The sequence below is a fragment of the Halorubrum salinum genome, assembly GCF_024494575.1.
In the GTDB taxonomy this organism is placed as follows: Archaea; Halobacteriota; Halobacteria; order Halobacteriales; family Haloferacaceae; genus Halorubrum; species Halorubrum salinum.
Genome location: NZ_JANHDO010000004.1, coordinates 78,277 through 96,655, shown reverse-complemented (window position 1 = coordinate 96,655; position 18,379 = coordinate 78,277). Strand labels below are relative to the sequence as shown.

Sequence of the window (18,379 nt, the reverse complement as noted above, 5' to 3'; positions counted from 1 at the left end):
TCAGGCCATCGAGGCCAGCTCGGAGGTGAACGCGGTCTCGACGAGCACGATCACGTGGTCGCCCGGCCGGAGGACGGTGTCACCGCGGGGAGTGACGTGTTCGCCGTCGCGGACGATAGCGCCGATGACGAACTTGGCGTCGATCTCCTCGACGAGTTCGCGGATCGGCCGGCCGACCAGGGCACACCCCTCGTCGAGTTCCAGTTCGAGGACCTCGGCACGGTCGTTTTCGAGGACCGCGATGTTCTCGGCGACGCTCTCGAAGGTGAACCGGATGATCTCCTCCGCGGTCACCGTCCGCGGGTTGATCGCCACGTCGATGCCGATCTCCTCGAAGACGGTGACGTAGTCGGCGCTGTCGACGACGCTCACGACGCGGTCGACGCCGAGCCGCTTCGCCAACACCGCGGCCAGCAGATTCCGCTCGTCGGAGTCGAGCGCGGTGACGACGATGTCGGCCTCGTCGACGTGTTCGCGCGACAGGAACTCCGTGTCCGTCGCGTCGTGTTCCATCACGACGGTGTCGGGTAGCTGTTCCGCGAGCCACCGCGCGCGCTCGCCGTCCTGCTCGATGAGCCGCGAGCGGAGCCCGCGCTCTTCGAGGATGCGGGCGGTCTGGTAGCCGATCTCGCTGCCGCCGACGATCACGATCTCGTCGGCGTCGTTCGGCGTGGTGTCCGGCGCGATGTCGTTCGCGAACGCCTGAACGCTCTCGGGACTCCCGACGACGACCGCCCGGTCGCCCGGACAGATGCGCGTGTCGCCGCGGGGGATCTCCACCTCGCCGTCGCGGAAGATACCGACGAACGTGAGCGACTCGAAGCGGTCGGCCTCCGCGACCGTCTGGTCGGCCACCGGGCTCTCTGCGCCGATCTCGAACTCGGCCATCTGTACCAAGTCGCCGGCGAACGGGTCGACGTCGACCGCGGCCGGCAGACCGATGACGCGGACGATGTTCTCCGCGGTGAGCAGATCCGTGCAGACGAGGAAGTCGACGCCGAAGGCGGTCTCGTCGCGCTCCCACGTCTTCAGGTACGACGTGCTCTTCACCCGAGCGATCGTGAACGGGTCGCCGAACGTCTTCGCGGTCCCGCAGGCGACGAGGTTCGTCCGGTCGTCGTCAGTGCAGGCGATGAGCATGTCGGCGCCCGCGACGTCGGCCCGCTCCTGGACCGACGAGTCGGTCCCGTCGCCGGTGATAGTGAGTACGTCGTACTGGTACTTGAGGTCCTCAGTGCGGTCGGCGTCGCAGTCGATGACGACGACGTCGTGGTCCGACGCCAGGCTGGCCGCGGTGCTCGTCCCGACCTCGCCGGCCCCGATGATGACCACGTGCATGCAGGAGACGAGTTACCCGAGACTGAAGTTCGTTACTATCGGTGCTACCTCGGACCGAGACCGAACCGGCCCGGAGAAGAGACGGCTCGGCGATCAGTCCCCGCCGAACGCGCTCGGCTCCTCCCACGAGTTCCGTCCCGAGACGGTGCGCTGCGGGAACGGGATCGAGATCCCCTCCTCGTCGAACCGCTCTTTGACCGCCTTCACGTAGTCGGCTCGGGCCTTCACGAAGTCCGCGCGCGAGGGGTCGTCGATCCAGATCCGCGACTGCAGCCCGACGTACGAGTCCGCGAGTTCCGTCAGCCGCACCGACGGGGCGGGGTCGTCCAGAATGGCCTCGCTCCGCTCCGCCTCCTCCACGATGATCTCCGTCGCCTTGTCGATGTCGTCCTCGTAGTCGATCCCGAAGACGAACTTCAGGCGGAGCGTCTTCTTCGCGACGGGGTTTTTGATCACGTCGCCCGTGAGCACGTTGTTCGGAACCGTGAGCAGTTCGTTATCGAACGTTCGGACGCGAGTGACCCGCAGCGAGATGTCCTCGACGACGCCGGAGTTCCCCTGCCACTCGATCCAGTCGCCGATCCGGAACGGCTTGTCGGTGAAGATGAACACGCCCGCGACGAAGTTCTTGAGCACGTCCTGGAGCGCGAACCCGATGGCGAGCGTCGCCGCGGCCCCGATCGTCGCCAGCGACTGCAGGAAGTCGCCGTAGCCGGCCGCGCCGAACGCGACCGTGATCCCGACGAAGAACACGACGAACGCCAACAGCTTCCGGATCGGCTTCCGCGCGTGGTCGTCGAGCCCGCGGCGGTCGAACACCCGCACGGACAGCGGTACGACGGCGATCTTGAACGCCACGTACACCGCCGCGAGCACGATGAGGAACGTCGCCGCGTCGACGGCCGCCGCCGTGAACGGGCCGAAGTACGGATTCAACGCGCCGCGGACCGCGACGACGCTTCCCGCCGGGACCGCGACGGCCATCAGTGGAGCACCGCCGTGTTCCCGCGCGTCTCGATCAGTTCGGCGTCGACCGCGTCTGCGAGTTCAGCGGCGAGCTCGTCGGTGGTCGTCCCGCCGCGAGCGGCACGCAGGAACTTCACCTTGACGAGCTTGCGGTCGTCGAGCTGATCTCCGAGCTCGTCGACGACCGCGTCGATACCGTGTTTCCCGACCCAGACGGTGACGTCGAGGTCGTGTGCCTCCTTGCGAAGCTGTTGGTCGCTCATACGGACGCAACACGCCCGTGACCATTGAAGCTTGAGGTTCGGCGGTCGGAGGTACGACTCGCCGGTCCGGGCGCGGTCCGAGCGCGGTTCGCGCTCCGGTTCGCCTCAGCGGTCTGTGACGCCGTCGGCGTCCATCCGCGACACCTCCTCTTCGAGCCACTCGCGCAGCCACTTCACGCGTTTAATGCGCTGGTGAGCGATGCTCTCGGCGCTGTCGGAGACGACGCGCTCCGTGTGGTCGTGTGCGCGCTGTAGGACGCGGTCGACCATCTTCGCGGCGTCCATGTGCGTGCGAGACTCGTATCCCATCCGCAGCAACATGAGGACGGCACCGTTCGCCCCGACCTTGTCGAGCACGTCGGCCTCGATCAGACACCGGCTCTCCAGGGGCACGTCGTCGAGGTCGCCGGTGTACGAGTGGTCGACGACCGCGCCGCACACCTCGTCGACGAACCACTCGGGGTAGCCGCCGCGGCTCGTCAGGTACTCGCGGGCGACGCGCGCGCCGGCCTCGGCGTGTACGTCCTGTTCGGCCTCCAGCTTCGCCACGTCGTGGAACACCGCCGCGACGCGGACCACGTCGAGGTCCGCGCCCTCCGACTCCGCGATCTCGGTCGCGAGGTCGACGACGTTGAGGATGTGGTTGAACCGGTAGTCGGCCGAGTGCCACGGGTACCACCGCATCCGACCGCCGTCTTCCTCGCTCTCGACGCTGGCTGAGAGGTAATCTCTCACGAACGCCTTCATCTCGGCGAACTCCTCGTCGCTCACCTCCGTCTCCTTAATCTCGACGCCCACGGGGACCACCTCGGACGAAAAACTCATGATTCATTACCGTGACCGAGGAGCGTTTCGTTCTTAGGCGTTACGACGGTGCCACGGCGGCGGTTCGACCGCCGGTGTCCGACCGCTCTAGTCGAAGTCGACCTCGACCACGTTCTCGCTCACGTGGAGGTACGTGATCGAGTTCCGGCCGCTGCCGCCCCCGATACGGATCTCGATGTCGTCGAGCGTGTCGTCGTGTTCGACGGTGAACGCGTTGCTCTTCGTGGTCAGGGTGTCGAAGATGAAGCCCCCACGGAGGGTGACGCTCCCGGCGAGGTTCGTGTCCGAGTTCGGGGCGTAGACGACGGCGTCGACGTCGACGCTTCCCTGTCCCGGACCGTCTTCGAGGAACCCGTCTCGCACGTAGAACCGATTTCGTTGCGCCTCGACGGCGTCGCTCGTCGTCCCCACCGTCGCGTCGCCGTTCGCGAACACGGAGCCGTTGACGTAGTACCGGACGACGCCGTCGCCATCGTTCGTGATCTCGAGCTCGTTTCCGCCGAGGTCGAGGTCTCCGTCGACCGCGATCGTGACGTCGTCGCCGCTCGTGTCGAACTCCACCCGCTGGCCGACGTCGACGTCGCCGGACGCGTAGTAGGTGCCGCCCGTACAGGTGTCGGCGTCGAAACAGTTCGACAGCGGCTCGCCGGAATCCGCGCCCTCTCGTAGCGCGGAGTCGATCATCGGCCCCGGCGACGGGTGCACCTCGTCCTCCTCGTAGAGCGACTCGTCGAGGCCGTTGTTTCCGCTGTTGTGCGTGTATTCGCCTCCGAGCGATATCGCCCGGTCGAACGCCACGTCGTCCGGCACGACCAAGCGCGCGACCGTCGTCCGGTTGCCGTCGTACTTCGTCACCGAGCCGTCGGCGCGCTGGGTGAAGAACTCGTACCACCCCTCGTAGTAGTCGCTCTGTACCTCCACGACGACCGTCCCGTTTTCGAGGGGGTTCGCCGTCTCAGTCACGTTGTCCGAGTCGCCGGGGACTCGGCGGACGACGCCGGTCCCCGACTGCGGGGTCTGCTCCGTCCCGTTCAGCCGCACGATCGGGAACGTGAGCGTGGTCCCCCGGTAATGATACTCCGGCGGCGAGACCATCCGCCCGTAGCCGTTCGAGACGGTCCAGACGCCGCCGCCCTGAAGCGCGACGGTACGGTCCGACCCGACGTACTCCAGCGTGCCTATCGGCCCGTCGTAGACGGTCGTATCGCCGTCGGTCCCGTTTTCGACCCGCACCGTGACGTGCCCGGCGTCCTCGTCGAGGCGAAGCTGTCCGCCGTCGACGCTCCCGAGGTCGAACCGGCGCGCGTCCGTCTCGCCGAGCGCGACGAGACTGGACTGCGAGGAGAGCTGAGACATGCCGTTCTCGACGCTCGCAGACTGGGCCTCGTCGGTGATCAGCCCGAGCGCGACGCTCCCCGTCGCCACCGTGGCCGTCACGGCCGCGATAGTGATCCCTAACAGGAGCACGACGCCGATCACCTCGCTCTGGCCGCGCTCGCCGACCCTCATGCCGGAACGTACGTCGCCACCGTATTTAACACCCGACCGTCAGTCATCAGAACTGATACCCGGGAGCGGCGTCCGGTTCGCACCCGGGCGAATTTGCGTCGGGACGCGCCAGCCACGAGGTTCTTAAACGCGGCCGCCGACGGTTCGGACGAATGTGGGTCCCCGGCTCTCGAAGCGAGAAAGGGCGGTTCCAGCGGGCCGCGGCGGTGAACGTCCTCGGGAACCTGGCCAAGATCCTCGTCGAGGGCGCGGCCGGGATCGCCTTCGGGAGCGTCGCGCTCGTCGCCGACGCGGCCCACTCGGTCGCGGATCTGGTCGCGAGCGCCGTCGTCCTGATCTGGGGCGGTGCGCGGTACGACGACCCGGACTCGACGCACCCGCACGGTCACCAGCGGATCGAACCGCTGACGGCGCTTTTCGTCGGCGCGACGATCGTGATCCTCGGGCTCCTCCTGTTGCGCGAGTCGTACGCGGGGCTTATCGGTCCGACGGAGGTCTCGGCGAGCCCGATCTTGGTCGTCGCGCTGCTTTTCGCGGTGGCCGACATGTACCTCCTCTACTGGTACACGGAGCGGGTGAACGAGTCGCTCGGGTCCACGGCGCTCACCGCGCTGTCGGCCGACTGCCTCAACGACATCTACACGACGATCGCGGCGCTTGTCGGCATCTTCGGCGTCTTCCTCGAATTCCCCGTCCTCGATCCGTTGGCCGGGGCGCTGGTCAGCGTCCTCGTCGTGTATCAGGGGATCGAGATCGGCCGCGAGAACGTGACCTACCTGGTCGGTGCCGCGCCACCCGACGCCGACCGCGACCGGGTCGTCGCGGCGCTGCGCGATCACCCCGCCGTCGAAGGCGTTCACGATCTCACCGTGTACTACGACGGGACCGATCTGGAGGTCGAAGTCCACGTCGAGGTCGACGGCAGCATGACGCTGCACGACGCTCACGACATCGAGACGGAACTCGTCACGGGTCTGCGCGCGCTCGACGACGTGGGCGACGTCCACGTCCACCTCGACCCGTCCGGGCTCGGCGAGTGGAAAGACGCAGAGGAGTCGACGACCGGCTCGGCGCGCGGACCGTCCGGCGGCGGCCCGTTTTGAGACTCGGCGACCGCTTCGATCCTCACGGGTCGCTCCGCCCGCCGCACCGCCTTTGTTCATCGAGCCCCGACGATCGGTATGTCCGCTCCTCGCTGGCTGGAGATGACGTGGCGCGACGGCCTGTTCTGTCACTGGGCGGTCGACCCCGCCGTCGTCGCAGAGACGCTGCCCGCGCGTCTCTCGGTCGCCACGCACGGCGGCGACGCCTATCTCGGCGTCGTCGCGTTCGTGATGGACGACATCCGTCCGCGCGGGTCGCCGGTCGGGCTCTCGTTCCCGGAGTTGAACCTCCGCACGTACGTCGAGGGACCGAGCGGTCCGGGCGTCTACTTCTACAATCTCGACGCCGCAGACCGGTTCGGCGTCGCGGTCGCGCGCCGGCTGTTCGCCCTGCCGTACTACCGCGCCGAGATGACGGCGCGCCGTGACGGCGACGCGGTTCGATTCACCAGCCGCCGGGTGCACCGCGACGCCCCGCACGCCCGATTCGACGCGACCTACGCGCCCGACGGGGACCCCTTCGTTCCGGATCCGGACTCGCGCGACGCCTTCTTCGTCGAGAACTACCGGTTTTACACGTCCGGTCGGGAGCTCTACGTCGGGGAGATCGCACACGAGCCGTGGACGCTTCGCGAGGCTCGGGTCGACCTTCGGGCGAACACGCTGTTCGAGGCGAACGGGTTCGAGCGACCGGACGGCGAGCCGACCGCGCACGTCGCCGACCCGATCGACGTGACGGCGGACCGAATCCGTCGGGTCTGACACCTCGTCGCCCGCTCTGATCGGCGCGAGACGTCCCCGTGGGAACGCGCCACGGACCGCGACGCCGTGGACCGACGGCCGGGACTTATACGTCATCGCGGACAACCACCGCGTATGACTCTCGGACGCGCGACGGGGGCGGACCGATGACCGCCCAGTCGCTTCATCCCCGCGTACGGGTCGTGTGGATCCTCCGTGCGGCGCTCGTCGCCGCGCTCGTCTCCCTCCCGTTCGCCGCCGCGGCCTACCTGGGATACGCGCCGCGGTGGTCGGCGGTCGCGGCCGGCGGCGTCGCGCTCGTCGTCGGCGTCGCACACGCCGTGTTGAAGTACCGACGCTGGAGCTACGAGATCCGCGAGGACGCGCTCTACCTCGACCGCGGCGTGATCACGCAGGTCCGGACGACCGTCCCGCTGGTGCGGATTCAGCACGTCGACTCGCGCCGCGGGCCGGTCGAGCGCGCCGTCGGCCTCGCCTCCTGTGTGGTGTACACGGCCGGGTCTCGGGGCGCAGACGTACAGATCCCGGGGTTGACGCCGAGCGGGGCGAGCGACCTCCGAGAAGAACTGAAACGACTGGCCATCCGCGCCGACGGGGAGGACGCGGTGTGAGACTCGCGCCCCAGTCGATCCCGTACCGCGCGCTTCAGAAGGTCTCGGGGTTCGTCGTCGTCGCCTTCTTCGTCGTGAACAGCAACGACTGGGGGCTTCCGCTCGCGGTCGGCGTCGCCGGTGCGATGCTTCTCGCCGCCTTCGGCTACGAGACGGCGTACTACCGGCGGTTCGACTACGAACTCACCGCCGACACCCTCGACATCGCGTCGGGCGTGATATCGCGTCGCGAGCGGGAGATACCCTACAGACGGATACAGAACGTCGACGTGAGCCAGAGCGTGATCCAGCGGGCGATCGGGATCGCGGCCGTCGACCTGGAGACGGCCGGCGGGTCGAGCACCGAGGGGTCGATCCGGTTCGTCTCGCCGACCGAGGCGACGCGGATTCGACGCGAGGTCCAGCGTCGAAAGAGCGGTGCGGGCGGCGAGAGCGGAACGGGGAGCGACACCGACGACCCAGCGACGGCCGGCGCGTCGGGCGGATCCGCCGCCGCTGAGACGGAGCTGTTCGCCATCTCGCCGAAAGAGCTTGCGCTCGTCGGCGCGCTGTCGTTCGACGGCCGCCTGATCGGCCTGTTGGCGTTCCTGAGCTCCGGGTCGTTCCCCGTGCTCTCTGGATTCCTTCCGGACGCGGACGCCGCCGCGCTCACCGCGACGGCGCTCGTCGCCGTCGGCGGGCTGTTCCTCGTGTCGTGGGTGCTCGGTGCGGGCGTCGCGTTCTCGAACTACTACGGGTTCCGACTCTCGCGCGCCGGCGACGAGTTGCGGTACGAGCGCGGCCTCTTCCGTCGATACAGCGGGTCGATCCCGACCGAGAAGGTCCAGACGCTCACGATCACGGACAACCCGGCGAAGCGCGCGCTCGGCTACGCGAGCCTTGCCATCGAGACCGCCGGCTACGCCCCGGGACAGAACGGCGATCAGGGAAGTCAGTCAGCGGTCCCGATCGCCGCCGCCGACCGCGTCTACGGACTCGCCCGCGAGGTGGAGTCGTTCGGCGATCCGAGCTTTGAGCGCCCCCCGAAACGGATCCGGTGGCGGTACGCGTTCCGGTACGCACTCGCGGTCGCCGTCTTCACGGGGATCGCGTTCGCGATCGACTGGTACCTCGCCGCCGACCTGCCGCGGTTCGGTCCTCTCGTGCTCCTCCTCGCCGTGCCGCCGGCCGCCCATCTCAAGTGGACACACCGCGGCTACTGGCTCGGCGAGGACCACCTGCTCACGCGGAACGGGTTCTGGAGCCGAACGGTGACCGTCGTCCCGTACTATCGGGTGCAAAACGTCATCGACAGCCGCACCGTGTTCCAGCGTCGGTGGGGGGTGGCGACGATCGTCGCAGACACCGCCGGATCGGGTTCGCTCACCGGCAACGAGGCGGCCGCCGTCGATATCGCGGTCGACGAGGCCGTCACGCTCCGCGAGGCCCTTCGCGAGCGACTCCACGAGGCCGTGTCGGCGCGGCGACGGCAACGGAGCGGATTCGAGTGGGTCGAAGGCGACCGCGGCGGCGAGGCACCCGAGGCCGGAGACGGAACTCCCGATGACGACGCGGGCGCGACCGCTCGAAGCGCCGCGACCACCGACGCCGTCACGGAGGCCGACGCGTCGCGGGACGGCGAGACGGACAGCGACGCGGACGCGGCAACGGTCGAGGCGAACGCCGAAGAGCCTCCGGACGACGGCGTGATCCGACCCGACTTCGCGGGGAGCGACCGCGATTACTCCGAGCCCGCAGAGCGCGTCGACACGGGCGACTACGCGGTCGATCGGTTCCCGTCCGACGCCGACGTGGCGCATCGGAACGAGGGTGACGACGGCGATATCGCCCGCGACGCTGCGAGTGCTGACCACGCTGGCGGTGTCTCCGGCGCCGGCAGTGGCGGCAGCGACAGCGACGACAGCGACGATGACGACGACAGCGCCGGCAGTGACGGCGACGGCGGCGACGACCACGGCTGACGCGCCGGGACCGTCAGTAAGCAGTCCCCGAAAGGGACCGGCGGCGCCCTACTCGTCGAGCAACTGCTGAGCGATGGTGTTCCGGAGCACCTCGCTCGTGCCCTCGTATATCTCGGAGAGCTTCGCGTCCCGGTAAAACCGCTCGGCCGGGAAGTCCTTCGTGTAGCCGTAGCCGCCGTGGATCTGAATCCCTTCGTTGGCGACCTCTCGGGCGATCTCGGAGGCGTACAGCTTCGCCTGTGCGGCCTCCTTCACGAACGGCTCGCCGCGCATCTTCAGGTCGGCCGCCTCGTGCATCAAAAGCTCCGCGGCCCGGGTCTTGGTGTCCATGTCCGCGAGCTTGTGCTGGATGGCCTGGAAGTCGGCGATGGGGCGGTCGAACTGCTCGCGCTCTTGCGCGTACGACGTCGCTTCGTCGAGCGCGGCGCGAGCGATGCCGACGGAGCGTGCCGCGATGGTGATCCGGCCACCGTTCAGGGTCTTCAGCGCCTGCACGAACCCCTCGCCCTCGTCCCCGAGGAGCCGACTCTCGGGCAGCCACATGTCGTCGAAGCGCAGTTCCGCCGTGGGACACCCCTTGTCGCCGAGCTTCTCTTCCGTCCCCTCGACGACGAACCCCTCGTCCTCGTCGGGGCGGACGACGAACGCGGAGATCCCGTCTCGGCCGGCGTCCGGGTCCGTCTTCGCGAAGAGGACGACCGTGTCGGCGACGGACCCGTTCGAGATCCACAGCTTCCCGCCGTTCACGACGTAGCCGTCCCCGTCGCGCGCAGCGACGGTGGACATGGCGGGCACGTCCGAGCCGGCCTCCGCCTCAGAGAGCGCGAACGCGCCGACGTCGTCGCCCGCGGCGAGCGGCGTGAGGTACTCCGACTTCTGGGCTTCGTCGCCGAACTCGTACACCATGGTTCCGGCGAGGGAGGTGTGGGCCGCGACGATCGTGCCGAGCCCGCCCGACCCCCGCGCGATCTCCGCGAGTCCGAGCACGTAGCTGTGGTAATCGAGTCCGGAGCCGCCGTACTCCGCGGGGAACGGCATTCCCATGAATCCCAGATCGGCCATTTCGTCTATCAGATCCGCGGGGAACTCGTCCGTCTCGTCGATTTCGGCGGCACGCGGGACGACCTCCTCGTCGACGAACGACGCGACGGCGTCTCGGATCTGTCGCTGCTCCGGTGAGAGCGTGAGCTCCATGGCGATCGCTTCCCCCACGGTGACTTAGCCGTTGCCACGCGATCGCTCGCGCGGGTTCGTTCCGGACGCTGCGCCGCGTATCGCTTCGGTGCGGCCGCCACCCTCTGCCGTTCCACGAGGCTTTTTATGCGTTGTGACGTAAGAGCCGATACCCGAATGAGCGGACGATCACACGGCCCCGTCGAACCCGATCTCTCGTGGTGCCACGAGGCGGTGCAGGGCGTCTCCCGAACTTTTGCGCTGACCGTCGACGTGTTAGAGGAGCCGATGGCCTCGCAGATCTGCGTGGGGTATCTCCTCTGTCGGGTCGCCGACACCGTCGAGGACGCGGGGCATATCCCGCCCGCCGCCCAGAGCGACGTGTTGCGGACGTACCGCCGCGCGATAGACCCCGACAGCGACGTCGACATCGCGGCGTTCCGCGAGGCGGTCGACGAGTGGCTACCGGCCCCCGACCAACGCGACGACGACTGGGAGGTCGTCGCCGAGGCCCCGACGATCGTGGCGACCTTCGAAGAGCTCGACCCCGAGGCCCGCGCCGCGATCGTTCCGCCCGTCGTCGAGATGGTCGACGGGATGGCGATGTTCGTCGACCGCCACGCGACAGAGGGCGGCCTCCGGATAGACGACCGCGAGGAGTTAGAACAGTACTGCTACTACGCCGCCGGTACTGTCGGTAACCTCATCACGAACCTCCTCACCCGCGGCGACGTCACCGAGGACCGCGCCCGGCGGCTCCGCGACACCGCGGAAGAGTTCGGTCTCCTCTTGCAGCTCGTGAACGTCTCGAAGGACGTGTACGACGACTACACCGAAGAGAACAACGTCTACCTCCCGGCGGAGTGGCTCGCGGACGAGGGCGTCGACCAAGAGCGCGTCGTCCACCCGGCGAACCGCGAATCGTCGGCCCGCGTGGTCGACCGCACCGCCGATTTCGCGCGCTCGTTCCTCGACGACGCGCAGGCGTACCTCGAGACGATGCCGCTCTCGAACGGGAACACGATGGAGGCGTGGACGGTCCCGTACCTGCTTGCCGTCGGAACGCTCCGCGAACTCAGCTCGCGTCCGGAAGACGCGCTCACCGAGACCGGCGTGAAGATATCCAGAAAAGAGGTGTTCGCCGTGATGTCGGTCGCCGGCGAAGCGGGGCGTGACTCGCTCGCGGACCTCCGGAAGACCATCTCCCGAACGCCGTTCCACAGGGCCGTCGAACCGGCGGACTGACCGGTTCGACGCCCGGTTAGGCCCTCTCGATCCACACTCACAGCCGAGAGCGTGCCCGGGGAACCGACGGGACGCCGACGCCGATCGTGTCCGCGAGTGCTTCGGCCGCACTCAACAGCCACTCCGCGCGCTCGATCCGGGAGTCGAGATCCCCCGGTCCGATCCGGTAGGCCTCGACGAGCTCCTCGACGGTCGCCCCGTCGATCCACTCGTCGAGGATGCGAGCCGTCTTCACCGACTCCAGCCACTGTTCGAAGTCGTCCGTCTCGTGCATCTCGGTCGTCAACACGCCGGCGTGTCTCCGCGCAAACCGGTACATCTCGGCGCGTTCCTCGTTGCCGAGGTAGGTGTCCTGCATATCGGGCGTGTCACATATCAGTTCGAAGGCGGTGAGCGTCGTCGCGTTCGACATGGCCGCGGCGGTCCGCAGGCCGCCGACGATTCGCTCGCCCGTCTCCGGTCGGACGTACTGTCGCGAGGTCGTCTCGCCGACCTGCGTCGCGGCGAGCCGGTAGTCGTCGACTCCCCCCGCCGTCTCCCTCCGGACCATGTCGGCTGAGACGAGGGCACCCACCGCGACGCCGACCGCGTCGGCCAGTCCACCGGCACCCGCCTCGCGGGCGTAGAAGGTGCCCTCGAACACGTCGAGGATCTCCGATTCGGTCTCGGCGAAGCCGGTGGCGACAGCAGAGAGGACGTGCGTCCGCAGCGAGGCCGGGTCGGCGAGCGTCGACTCGACGGACTCCGGCTCGCCCTCGACGTACCGCTCGACGAGCTCGTCCCTGGTGTCTGCCGCGCCGACGAGAACGGCCTCCCCGTGCGGGTCGAGGCCGGGGCGACCGGCTCGTCCGCACATCTGGTGTACTTCGAGGGTCGGGAGCCACTCCATCCGCGACCCGGAGTAGCGCTTCTGATCGCGGACGACGACCCGACGCGCCGGGACGTTGACGCCCGCCGCGAGCGTCGGCGTGGCACAGATGCAGGCGACGTCGCGGCCGCGAAACGCCGACTCGACCACGGCCCGGTGGCCGGAGCGGAGCCCGGCGTGGTGGAACGCGACGCCTGACCGAAGACAGTCGGCGAGCTGGCGTCCGGTCACCGTCCCGTCGACCGCCGCGGCCTCGTCGGCGGCCGCGGCCGCGGCGGTCTCGATCCCCATCCGCTCTGCGAGGCCGTCGGCGGCGAGCCGCTCCGCCAGCGACACCGCCTCCGCCCGCGACCGCACGAACGCGAGGCACTGGCCCCCCTCGGCGACCGTGTCGGCGACGAGCGCGGCCGTGACCTCGGTGTCGTCGGGTCCCGCATCGCCGTCGTCGGGTCCGCCAGCGTCGCCGGCGTCACCGCCCCCGCCACTGCCACCGCCGCCGCGTCCGTTCCGAGCCGTCTCGTCGAGCGGGATCTCGCGGGTCGTCCCGTCGTCGAACGCGATCGACCCGCCGACTGCGACGCCGGTGCGGAGATCGACCGGCCGCCAGTCGGACTCGATGAGCGTCGCGTCCAGCCACCCCGCGATCGCCTCCGGGTTGTCGACGGTCGCCGAGAGCGCGACGACCTGCACGTCGGGGTTCTGTCGGCGGAGCGTCGCGATAGTCACTTCGAGGGTCGGGCCGCGACGCTCCGCGTCGAGGAGATGCACTTCGTCGACGACGACACACGCCAGCTCGTCGACCCACGACGCGCCGTTTCGGATCGCCGAATCGACCTTCTCCGAGGTGGCGACGATGACGTCGTTGCCCGCGAGGTCCTCTCCCGACGCGTCGAAGTCGCCCGTTGATATCCCCACATCGAGACCGGGAAGCGACGCGAACGACTCGTACTTTTCACGGGCGAGCGCCCGGAGCGGGCAGACGTACAACCCCGGGCCGTCTGCAGTCAGCAGGCCCAACTGTGCGATGAACGTCTTGCCGGAGGCGGTCGGGATGGCCGCGACGACGTTAGAGCCCTCACAGACACCTGCGTCGACCGCGGCGGCCTGCGGTGGGTACAGCTCTCGGACCCCGCGGTCGGCGAAGTGATCGACGTGCGACGCGGAAAGCGGAAGGTCCCGAACGCGCATTCGACCGTCGGTTCGGCGTGGTGGTATTTAAAGAGTCGCCGCGGAACCCGGGCGTTAGCGACCGATGTACCGACGGTGTCGGTCGTCGCCAGATTGCCGGTCGTCGCCAGATTATCGGTTGTCGCCGGTCACTCCTCGACGTCGAACTCGGAGAACAGCCGCTCGAAGTCGTCGTCCTCGGTCACCGCTTCCAGCGAATTGTCCGCCTTCGACCGGAGTTCCTCGATACGCTCCGTCAGGTCCTGGTACTCTTGATTGTCCGCCAGCTCCGTGGCGCTCTTTTCGGTTTCCAGTATCGCCTTCTTCGAGGTCAACGAGAACAACTCCTGTACGTCCGTGTCGTACTCGCCGCGGCGCAACAGGCCGTCTACCGTTTCGCGGAGGGTGTCGCTCGTGACCGGTTTCACGAGGTAATCGTCGAATCCCATCTTCAGGATGTCGAAGTCCGGCTCGACCGCGGTGACCATCGCCACGCGACAGTCGATCCCGCGCTCTCTGACGGCCGCAAGCACTTCGTCCCCGGAGAGGCCGGGCATTCGCCTGTCGAGAAGAATGGCGTCCACGTCGTCGTCGGCCTCGTCGATCTGATCGAGCGCTTCCTGACCACCGTACGCGGTCAAGACGCTATACTCGTCGCTGAGCCACGCGGCGTACAGGTCGGCCAGGTCGGGCTCGTCCTCGACCACGAGGACGAGCGGCGATTGCTCACTCATGAATGACCGGAGCGACGAGGTGTTCGCTCACACGATCGGTCTCTGCGCGGCCTATATTAAAATACCTTTTCTGGCCCGCGTCGCCGCTTTCCCCTCGGCGTCCGACGGGACGACTCGCGCTCGAGTCACCGTTCGAATCACCCGTTCGGATTACTCGTTCGGGCTGTAGTTCGGGGCTTCGTCGGTGATCATCACGTCGTGCGGGTGGCCCTCCGTCTGGCCGGCGCTCGAGACGCGGACGAACTCGGCCCGCTCGTGGAGCCCGGGGATCGTCTCTGCGCCCACGTACCCCATTCCGGACCGCATCCCGCCCGTGAGCTGGTGGAGTTCCGAGGCGAGGCTACCCTTGTACGGCGTCGCGGCCTCGACGCCCTCCGGAACGAACTCTTCGTCTTCGCTCTCCTCTTTCAGGTACCGGTCGCCGCCGCCGGACTTCATCGCGCCGACGGAGCCCATCCCGCGGTACTGCTTGTACTTTTTCCCCTGCATCGTGATGACGCGTCCCGGCGCCTCGTCGGTACCGGCGAAGTACGACCCGAGCATGACCGCGTTCGCGCCGGCGGCGAGCGCCTTGATCGCGTCACCGGAGTATCGGATCCCCCCGTCGGCGATCACGGGGACGCCGTGTTCGGCGGCCACGTCTGCGACCTCGGAGACCGCGGTCATCTGCGGCATCCCCGCACCGCTCACCACGCGAGTCGTACAGATCGAGCCGGGGCCGATACCGACTTTCAGTCCGTCTGCGAAGTCGACGGCGGCCTCGGCGGCCTCGCGCGTTCCGACGTTGCCGACGACGACGTCGGCGTCGACCGTCTCTTTGATCGCCCTCGCCGAGTCGAGCACGTTGAGGTTGTGGGCGTGCGCGCAGTCGATGAATATCACGTCGACGTCCGCCTCGTCGGCCGCGATCGCGCGCTCCTCCTCGAACGGACCGACGGCGACGCCGGCGATCAGACGGCCCCGCTCGTCGCGTGCCGCCTCCTCGTGCTCGCGTCGCTGTAAGATCCCCTGCATCGTGACGAGCCCGACGAGGCCCTCGTCGTCGTCGACGATCGGAACCCGTTCGATCTTGTGGTCGTACATAAGTTCGAGCGCCTCGCGGGCGTCGACGTCCTCGGGCGCGGTGATGACCTCGTCGGTCATGGCCTCGCTCACGGCGTCGTCTTCGCCGACCTCGAGGTACGGCCGGATGTCGGTCCCGGAGATGATCCCGAGTACGGTGTCGTCACCGTCGACGACGGGCGCGCCCGAGACGCCCTCTCGTTCCATCAGGGTGTCGGCGTCGCGAACCGTGTCGTCCGGCGAGACGGTCACGACGTTCTCGCGGCGGATGACGAGTTCGTGCGCGCGCTTGACGCGCTCGACTTCCGTCGCCGTCTCCTCGACGGTCATGTTGCGGTGGAGGACGCCGAGACCGCCCTCGCGGGCCATCGCGATCGCGAGGTCACTCTCGGTGACGGTGTCCATCGCCGCCGAGAGGACCGGTACGGTGAGTTCGACGTTCTTCGAGACGCGCGCGGAGAGGTCGGCATCGTCGGGCTCGACCCGGCTCTCCTTCGGACGGAGGAGCACGTCGTCGAACGTCAACGCCTCTGGAACGTCCAGCTTCGCGGAGAACTGACCAGAATCTGTCGCCATATAAACCGTCGTGAGCCCCCGATAAAAAGCGTTGCGAGTCAGCACAGACGTGCACGTCGTTGTCATCCAAAATCACAAACGATCCATAGACATGGATCAACGAGGCGTCGGGACTCGTTCGTCGAGTTTCGGCCGTGACGTCGCCACCCGGGGCGTTAGACGAATCAGCTATCTGTCGGCCTGTCGCGTCTCCTGTGTGATATCATCGCTGTACGTGGTGTGCTGTGTCCGGATCTGCGTACAGTATATAAATTTCTCCGACGCATCTACACAAGTGTGCGGTCGCATCTCACACAACCTTTAACGCGACCGAAACACGTATACTGTGTATGGACTCCGACAGTCCCGTGACCATGCGCATCGCCGGCCAGCCGACCTGTGACCTCGGCACCGCCTTTACAGCCGGCAATACGCGCAAACGGTTTACAGGGGCTCGTCGGGCCGCCTGCGGGTTCGACTCCGCTCGCCGACCCCTCGGCTATCGCGGGTCGTCCGCCTCCTACCGTCTCCCACTCGGTCAGGGATATCGCCCCTGAATGAGCGTCTCACGTCATCCCGTCGCCCTCCGCTTAGAGCGGAAAGTCGGCAGCGCGACGAAGCTGCTCGCGACCGTGATGGTGCTCCCGCTCGTCGACGGGATCTTCCCTGCCCTCGTCGTCGCCGGCGTCATGGGGACGGCGACCGGCGTCGTCGAGACCGGGATCCTGATCTTCGGCGGATCGGCGACCGCAGCCGTGATCCTCGCCGAGATGGACGGCGACCGCAAGCAGATGGTCTCGTCTGTGCTCCTGATCGGCGCGGTCATCGTTCCGCTCGCGGCTATCGAGGCGGCGTTCGCGCCGACGTTCCGAGGATTCCTGAACCTCCCCGTCTTCGAGCGGTTCGCTGGGCTCGTGATCCTCACGATCGCCGCGAAGACGGCCAGCTCCGAGATCGGCGAACACCTCCCGAGCCCCGGCGTCATCATCGCTCTCGGGCTCGTCGCGAGCTTCGAGCCCGCCGGCTTCGCTATCGAGACGTCCCCGGAGTACGTTGTCAACGGGGCCGCCGCGGCGGGCGTCGGCGTGGCGTTCGCGCTGGCGGTCGCAGTGTTGTCGCCGCACCTCCGCGGCCGCGTCGACATCGACCGGTTTCGGTTCGGCTCCGCGGTCGCACTCGGCGTGCTCGCGTTGCCGATCCTGCTCGGACCGTTCGACCTCATGCAGACCGAGGCACCCATCGCGCTCGCGGTGCTCGCCGTGACCACCCTGTTCGCGTACGACCCCAACGCCGGCCCGTCTGTAAACGCCGACGGTGATCCCGACCAGCCGAGCGATGCACCCTCGGACGGCGTGCCGACTGACGCCGGTTCGTCCTACGACGACGAGACTTCGGATGTCGAGCACGACGGCGAGCTGGATCCGACGGACCCGCCTCTTGACGCACCGCCGGTCGACCCCGGACACCTCGTCGACGACGACGTGTCGGTGCTCGCGAACGGCGGCGAGCCCTCGGGGGCCGGAGAGGAGTCGGACGGAACGGACCCGTTCGCGGAGGACGACTCGCGGGCGCCGTGGCTGTAGGTCGGGAGACCGAAGCCGAGAATCAACACTCGCCGGCGTGGTCTGCGCGTGTCGCCGGTGTTTAGGTGCTCCGTCGTGTATCCCGGGTATGTCAAACCGCGTCGTGCAGGGACGGATGGTGACGCCCGAGAAGCTCGCGGAACTAGTCGAAGGCGAGTCGGTGCTGGAGGCCGAATCTATCACCGACGCCGACCGCGACTGCCCGGAGTGCGGCGGCGACGTCATCGCCGTCGGCTACATGCCGAGCGTGACCGAGTTCGTCACCGGGTACAAATGCCAGGAGTGTGACTGGAGCGACGACGACCGCGAGTGAGCGGCTCGCTCTGCACTGACGCGTTCGCTCGTCGCTCTCGCGTCTCCCGATCACCTGCGATCGAAACCCCTTTATCCGCGTTTCGGCAAGCAACTGATGCGAGATCACGCGCGGGGCTGTGGCCAAGCCAGGCATGGCGACTGACTCCAGAGGCTCGCGCCCGGGACGACACTCCAGACTGATATACCGAGCGGCCGACTGATCATCGGTCGCGTTGACGACCCTCTGGAGTTCCGAGGCGCACCGGAGATATCAGTCGATCGGGGGTTCAAATCCCTCCGGCCCCATAGCGGTCTTAAACCTTTGTGAACCCCAGGTAAACGCAGATCCGACGATCTGCG

17 protein-coding genes and 1 tRNA gene are annotated in these 18,379 nt (G+C 67.9%); 9 read left to right on the top strand and 9 right to left on the bottom strand.

Translation table 11 applies throughout. The features are described from left to right. The 5 genes from trkA to NO930_RS11245 all read right to left on the bottom strand — a co-directional run bounded on the left by trkA (position 1) and on the right by NO930_RS11245 (position 4,901). Entirely contained in the window at positions 1 to 1,338 is a 1,338-nt protein-coding gene (gene trkA / locus NO930_RS11265) for a Trk system potassium transporter TrkA (RefSeq protein WP_256403539.1), read from the bottom strand. A 93-nt stretch (positions 1,339 to 1,431) separates the two neighbouring features. Next, entirely contained in the window at positions 1,432 to 2,322 is an 891-nt protein-coding gene (locus tag NO930_RS11260) for a mechanosensitive ion channel family protein (RefSeq protein WP_137783388.1), read from the bottom strand. Continuing rightward, on the bottom strand, positions 2,322 to 2,567 hold the full coding sequence (locus NO930_RS11255; RefSeq protein ID WP_137783389.1) for a YhbY family RNA-binding protein: 246 nt from the start codon (positions 2,565 to 2,567) through the stop codon (positions 2,322 to 2,324). The genes NO930_RS11260 and NO930_RS11255 overlap by 1 nt, the downstream gene beginning before the upstream one ends. A gap of 105 nt (positions 2,568 to 2,672) precedes the next feature. Continuing rightward, positions 2,673 to 3,374, bottom strand: a complete 702-nt coding sequence (locus tag NO930_RS11250; RefSeq protein WP_137783392.1) for an HD domain-containing protein — start codon at positions 3,372 to 3,374, stop codon at positions 2,673 to 2,675. A 105-nt stretch (positions 3,375 to 3,479) separates the two neighbouring features. After that, positions 3,480 to 4,901 carry a DUF7289 family protein gene (locus NO930_RS11245; RefSeq protein WP_256403538.1) on the bottom strand — a complete coding sequence of 474 codons (1,422 nt, stop codon included), beginning with the start codon at positions 4,899 to 4,901 and terminating at the stop codon, positions 3,480 to 3,482. 152 nt (positions 4,902 to 5,053) lie between these two features. Here NO930_RS11245 and NO930_RS11240 point away from each other — a divergent pair, with 152 nt between their 5' ends. From NO930_RS11240 to NO930_RS11225, 4 genes are all read left to right on the top strand, one after another. Further along, positions 5,054 to 6,004, top strand: a complete 951-nt coding sequence (locus tag NO930_RS11240) for a cation diffusion facilitator family transporter (RefSeq protein ID WP_137783391.1) — start codon at positions 5,054 to 5,056, stop codon at positions 6,002 to 6,004. A gap of 78 nt (positions 6,005 to 6,082) precedes the next feature. Next, positions 6,083 to 6,766 (top strand): YqjF family protein, encoded by a 684-nt coding sequence (locus NO930_RS11235; RefSeq protein WP_256403537.1) that lies wholly within the window; start codon positions 6,083 to 6,085, stop codon positions 6,764 to 6,766. A gap of 146 nt (positions 6,767 to 6,912) precedes the next feature. After that, positions 6,913 to 7,377 carry a PH domain-containing protein gene (locus tag NO930_RS11230; RefSeq protein ID WP_256403536.1) on the top strand — a complete coding sequence of 155 codons (465 nt, stop codon included), beginning with the start codon at positions 6,913 to 6,915 and terminating at the stop codon, positions 7,375 to 7,377. Beyond that, positions 7,374 to 9,338 (top strand): PH domain-containing protein, encoded by a 1,965-nt coding sequence (locus NO930_RS11225; protein ID WP_256403535.1) that lies wholly within the window; start codon positions 7,374 to 7,376, stop codon positions 9,336 to 9,338. The genes NO930_RS11230 and NO930_RS11225 overlap by 4 nt, the downstream gene beginning before the upstream one ends. A gap of 48 nt (positions 9,339 to 9,386) precedes the next feature. Here the strand turns inward: NO930_RS11225 and NO930_RS11220 are convergent, their stop codons facing one another. Beyond that, positions 9,387 to 10,532: an acyl-CoA dehydrogenase family protein gene (locus NO930_RS11220; protein ID WP_256403534.1), complete on the bottom strand. Its 1,146-nt coding sequence runs from the start codon at positions 10,530 to 10,532 to the stop codon at positions 9,387 to 9,389. Positions 10,533 to 10,688: 156 nt separating this feature from the next. On the opposite strand from NO930_RS11220, the gene NO930_RS11215 reads away from it, so the two are divergent. Continuing rightward, positions 10,689 to 11,756, top strand: coding sequence for a phytoene/squalene synthase family protein (locus tag NO930_RS11215; protein WP_137784138.1), 1,068 nt, complete (start codon positions 10,689 to 10,691; stop codon positions 11,754 to 11,756). Between the two features lie 37 nt (positions 11,757 to 11,793). Here the strand turns inward: NO930_RS11215 and NO930_RS11210 are convergent, their stop codons facing one another. From NO930_RS11210 to guaB, 3 genes are all read right to left on the bottom strand, one after another. Continuing rightward, on the bottom strand, positions 11,794 to 13,812 hold the full coding sequence (locus tag NO930_RS11210; protein ID WP_256403533.1) for a DEAD/DEAH box helicase: 2,019 nt from the start codon (positions 13,810 to 13,812) through the stop codon (positions 11,794 to 11,796). A 128-nt stretch (positions 13,813 to 13,940) separates the two neighbouring features. Beyond that, positions 13,941 to 14,525 carry a HalX domain-containing protein gene (locus NO930_RS11205; RefSeq protein WP_137782911.1) on the bottom strand — a complete coding sequence of 195 codons (585 nt, stop codon included), beginning with the start codon at positions 14,523 to 14,525 and terminating at the stop codon, positions 13,941 to 13,943. 150 nt (positions 14,526 to 14,675) lie between these two features. After that, entirely contained in the window at positions 14,676 to 16,163 is a 1,488-nt protein-coding gene (gene guaB, locus NO930_RS11200; protein WP_137782912.1) for an IMP dehydrogenase, read from the bottom strand. A gap of 329 nt (positions 16,164 to 16,492) precedes the next feature. Between guaB and NO930_RS14185 the strand changes: the two genes are divergently transcribed. From NO930_RS14185 to NO930_RS11185, 4 genes are all read left to right on the top strand, one after another. Next, positions 16,493 to 16,699 carry a DUF8099 family protein gene (locus tag NO930_RS14185; protein WP_137782913.1) on the top strand — a complete coding sequence of 69 codons (207 nt, stop codon included), beginning with the start codon at positions 16,493 to 16,495 and terminating at the stop codon, positions 16,697 to 16,699. Further along, positions 16,700 to 17,725, top strand: a complete 1,026-nt coding sequence (locus NO930_RS11195; RefSeq protein WP_137782914.1) for a DUF5794 domain-containing protein — start codon at positions 16,700 to 16,702, stop codon at positions 17,723 to 17,725. A gap of 88 nt (positions 17,726 to 17,813) precedes the next feature. Further along, positions 17,814 to 18,038, top strand: a complete 225-nt coding sequence (locus tag NO930_RS11190; RefSeq protein WP_049982565.1) for a DUF5795 family protein — start codon at positions 17,814 to 17,816, stop codon at positions 18,036 to 18,038. Positions 18,039 to 18,150: 112 nt separating this feature from the next. Beyond that, positions 18,151 to 18,325, top strand: a tRNA-Trp gene (locus NO930_RS11185). Positions 18,326 to 18,379: the final 54 nt, after the last annotated feature.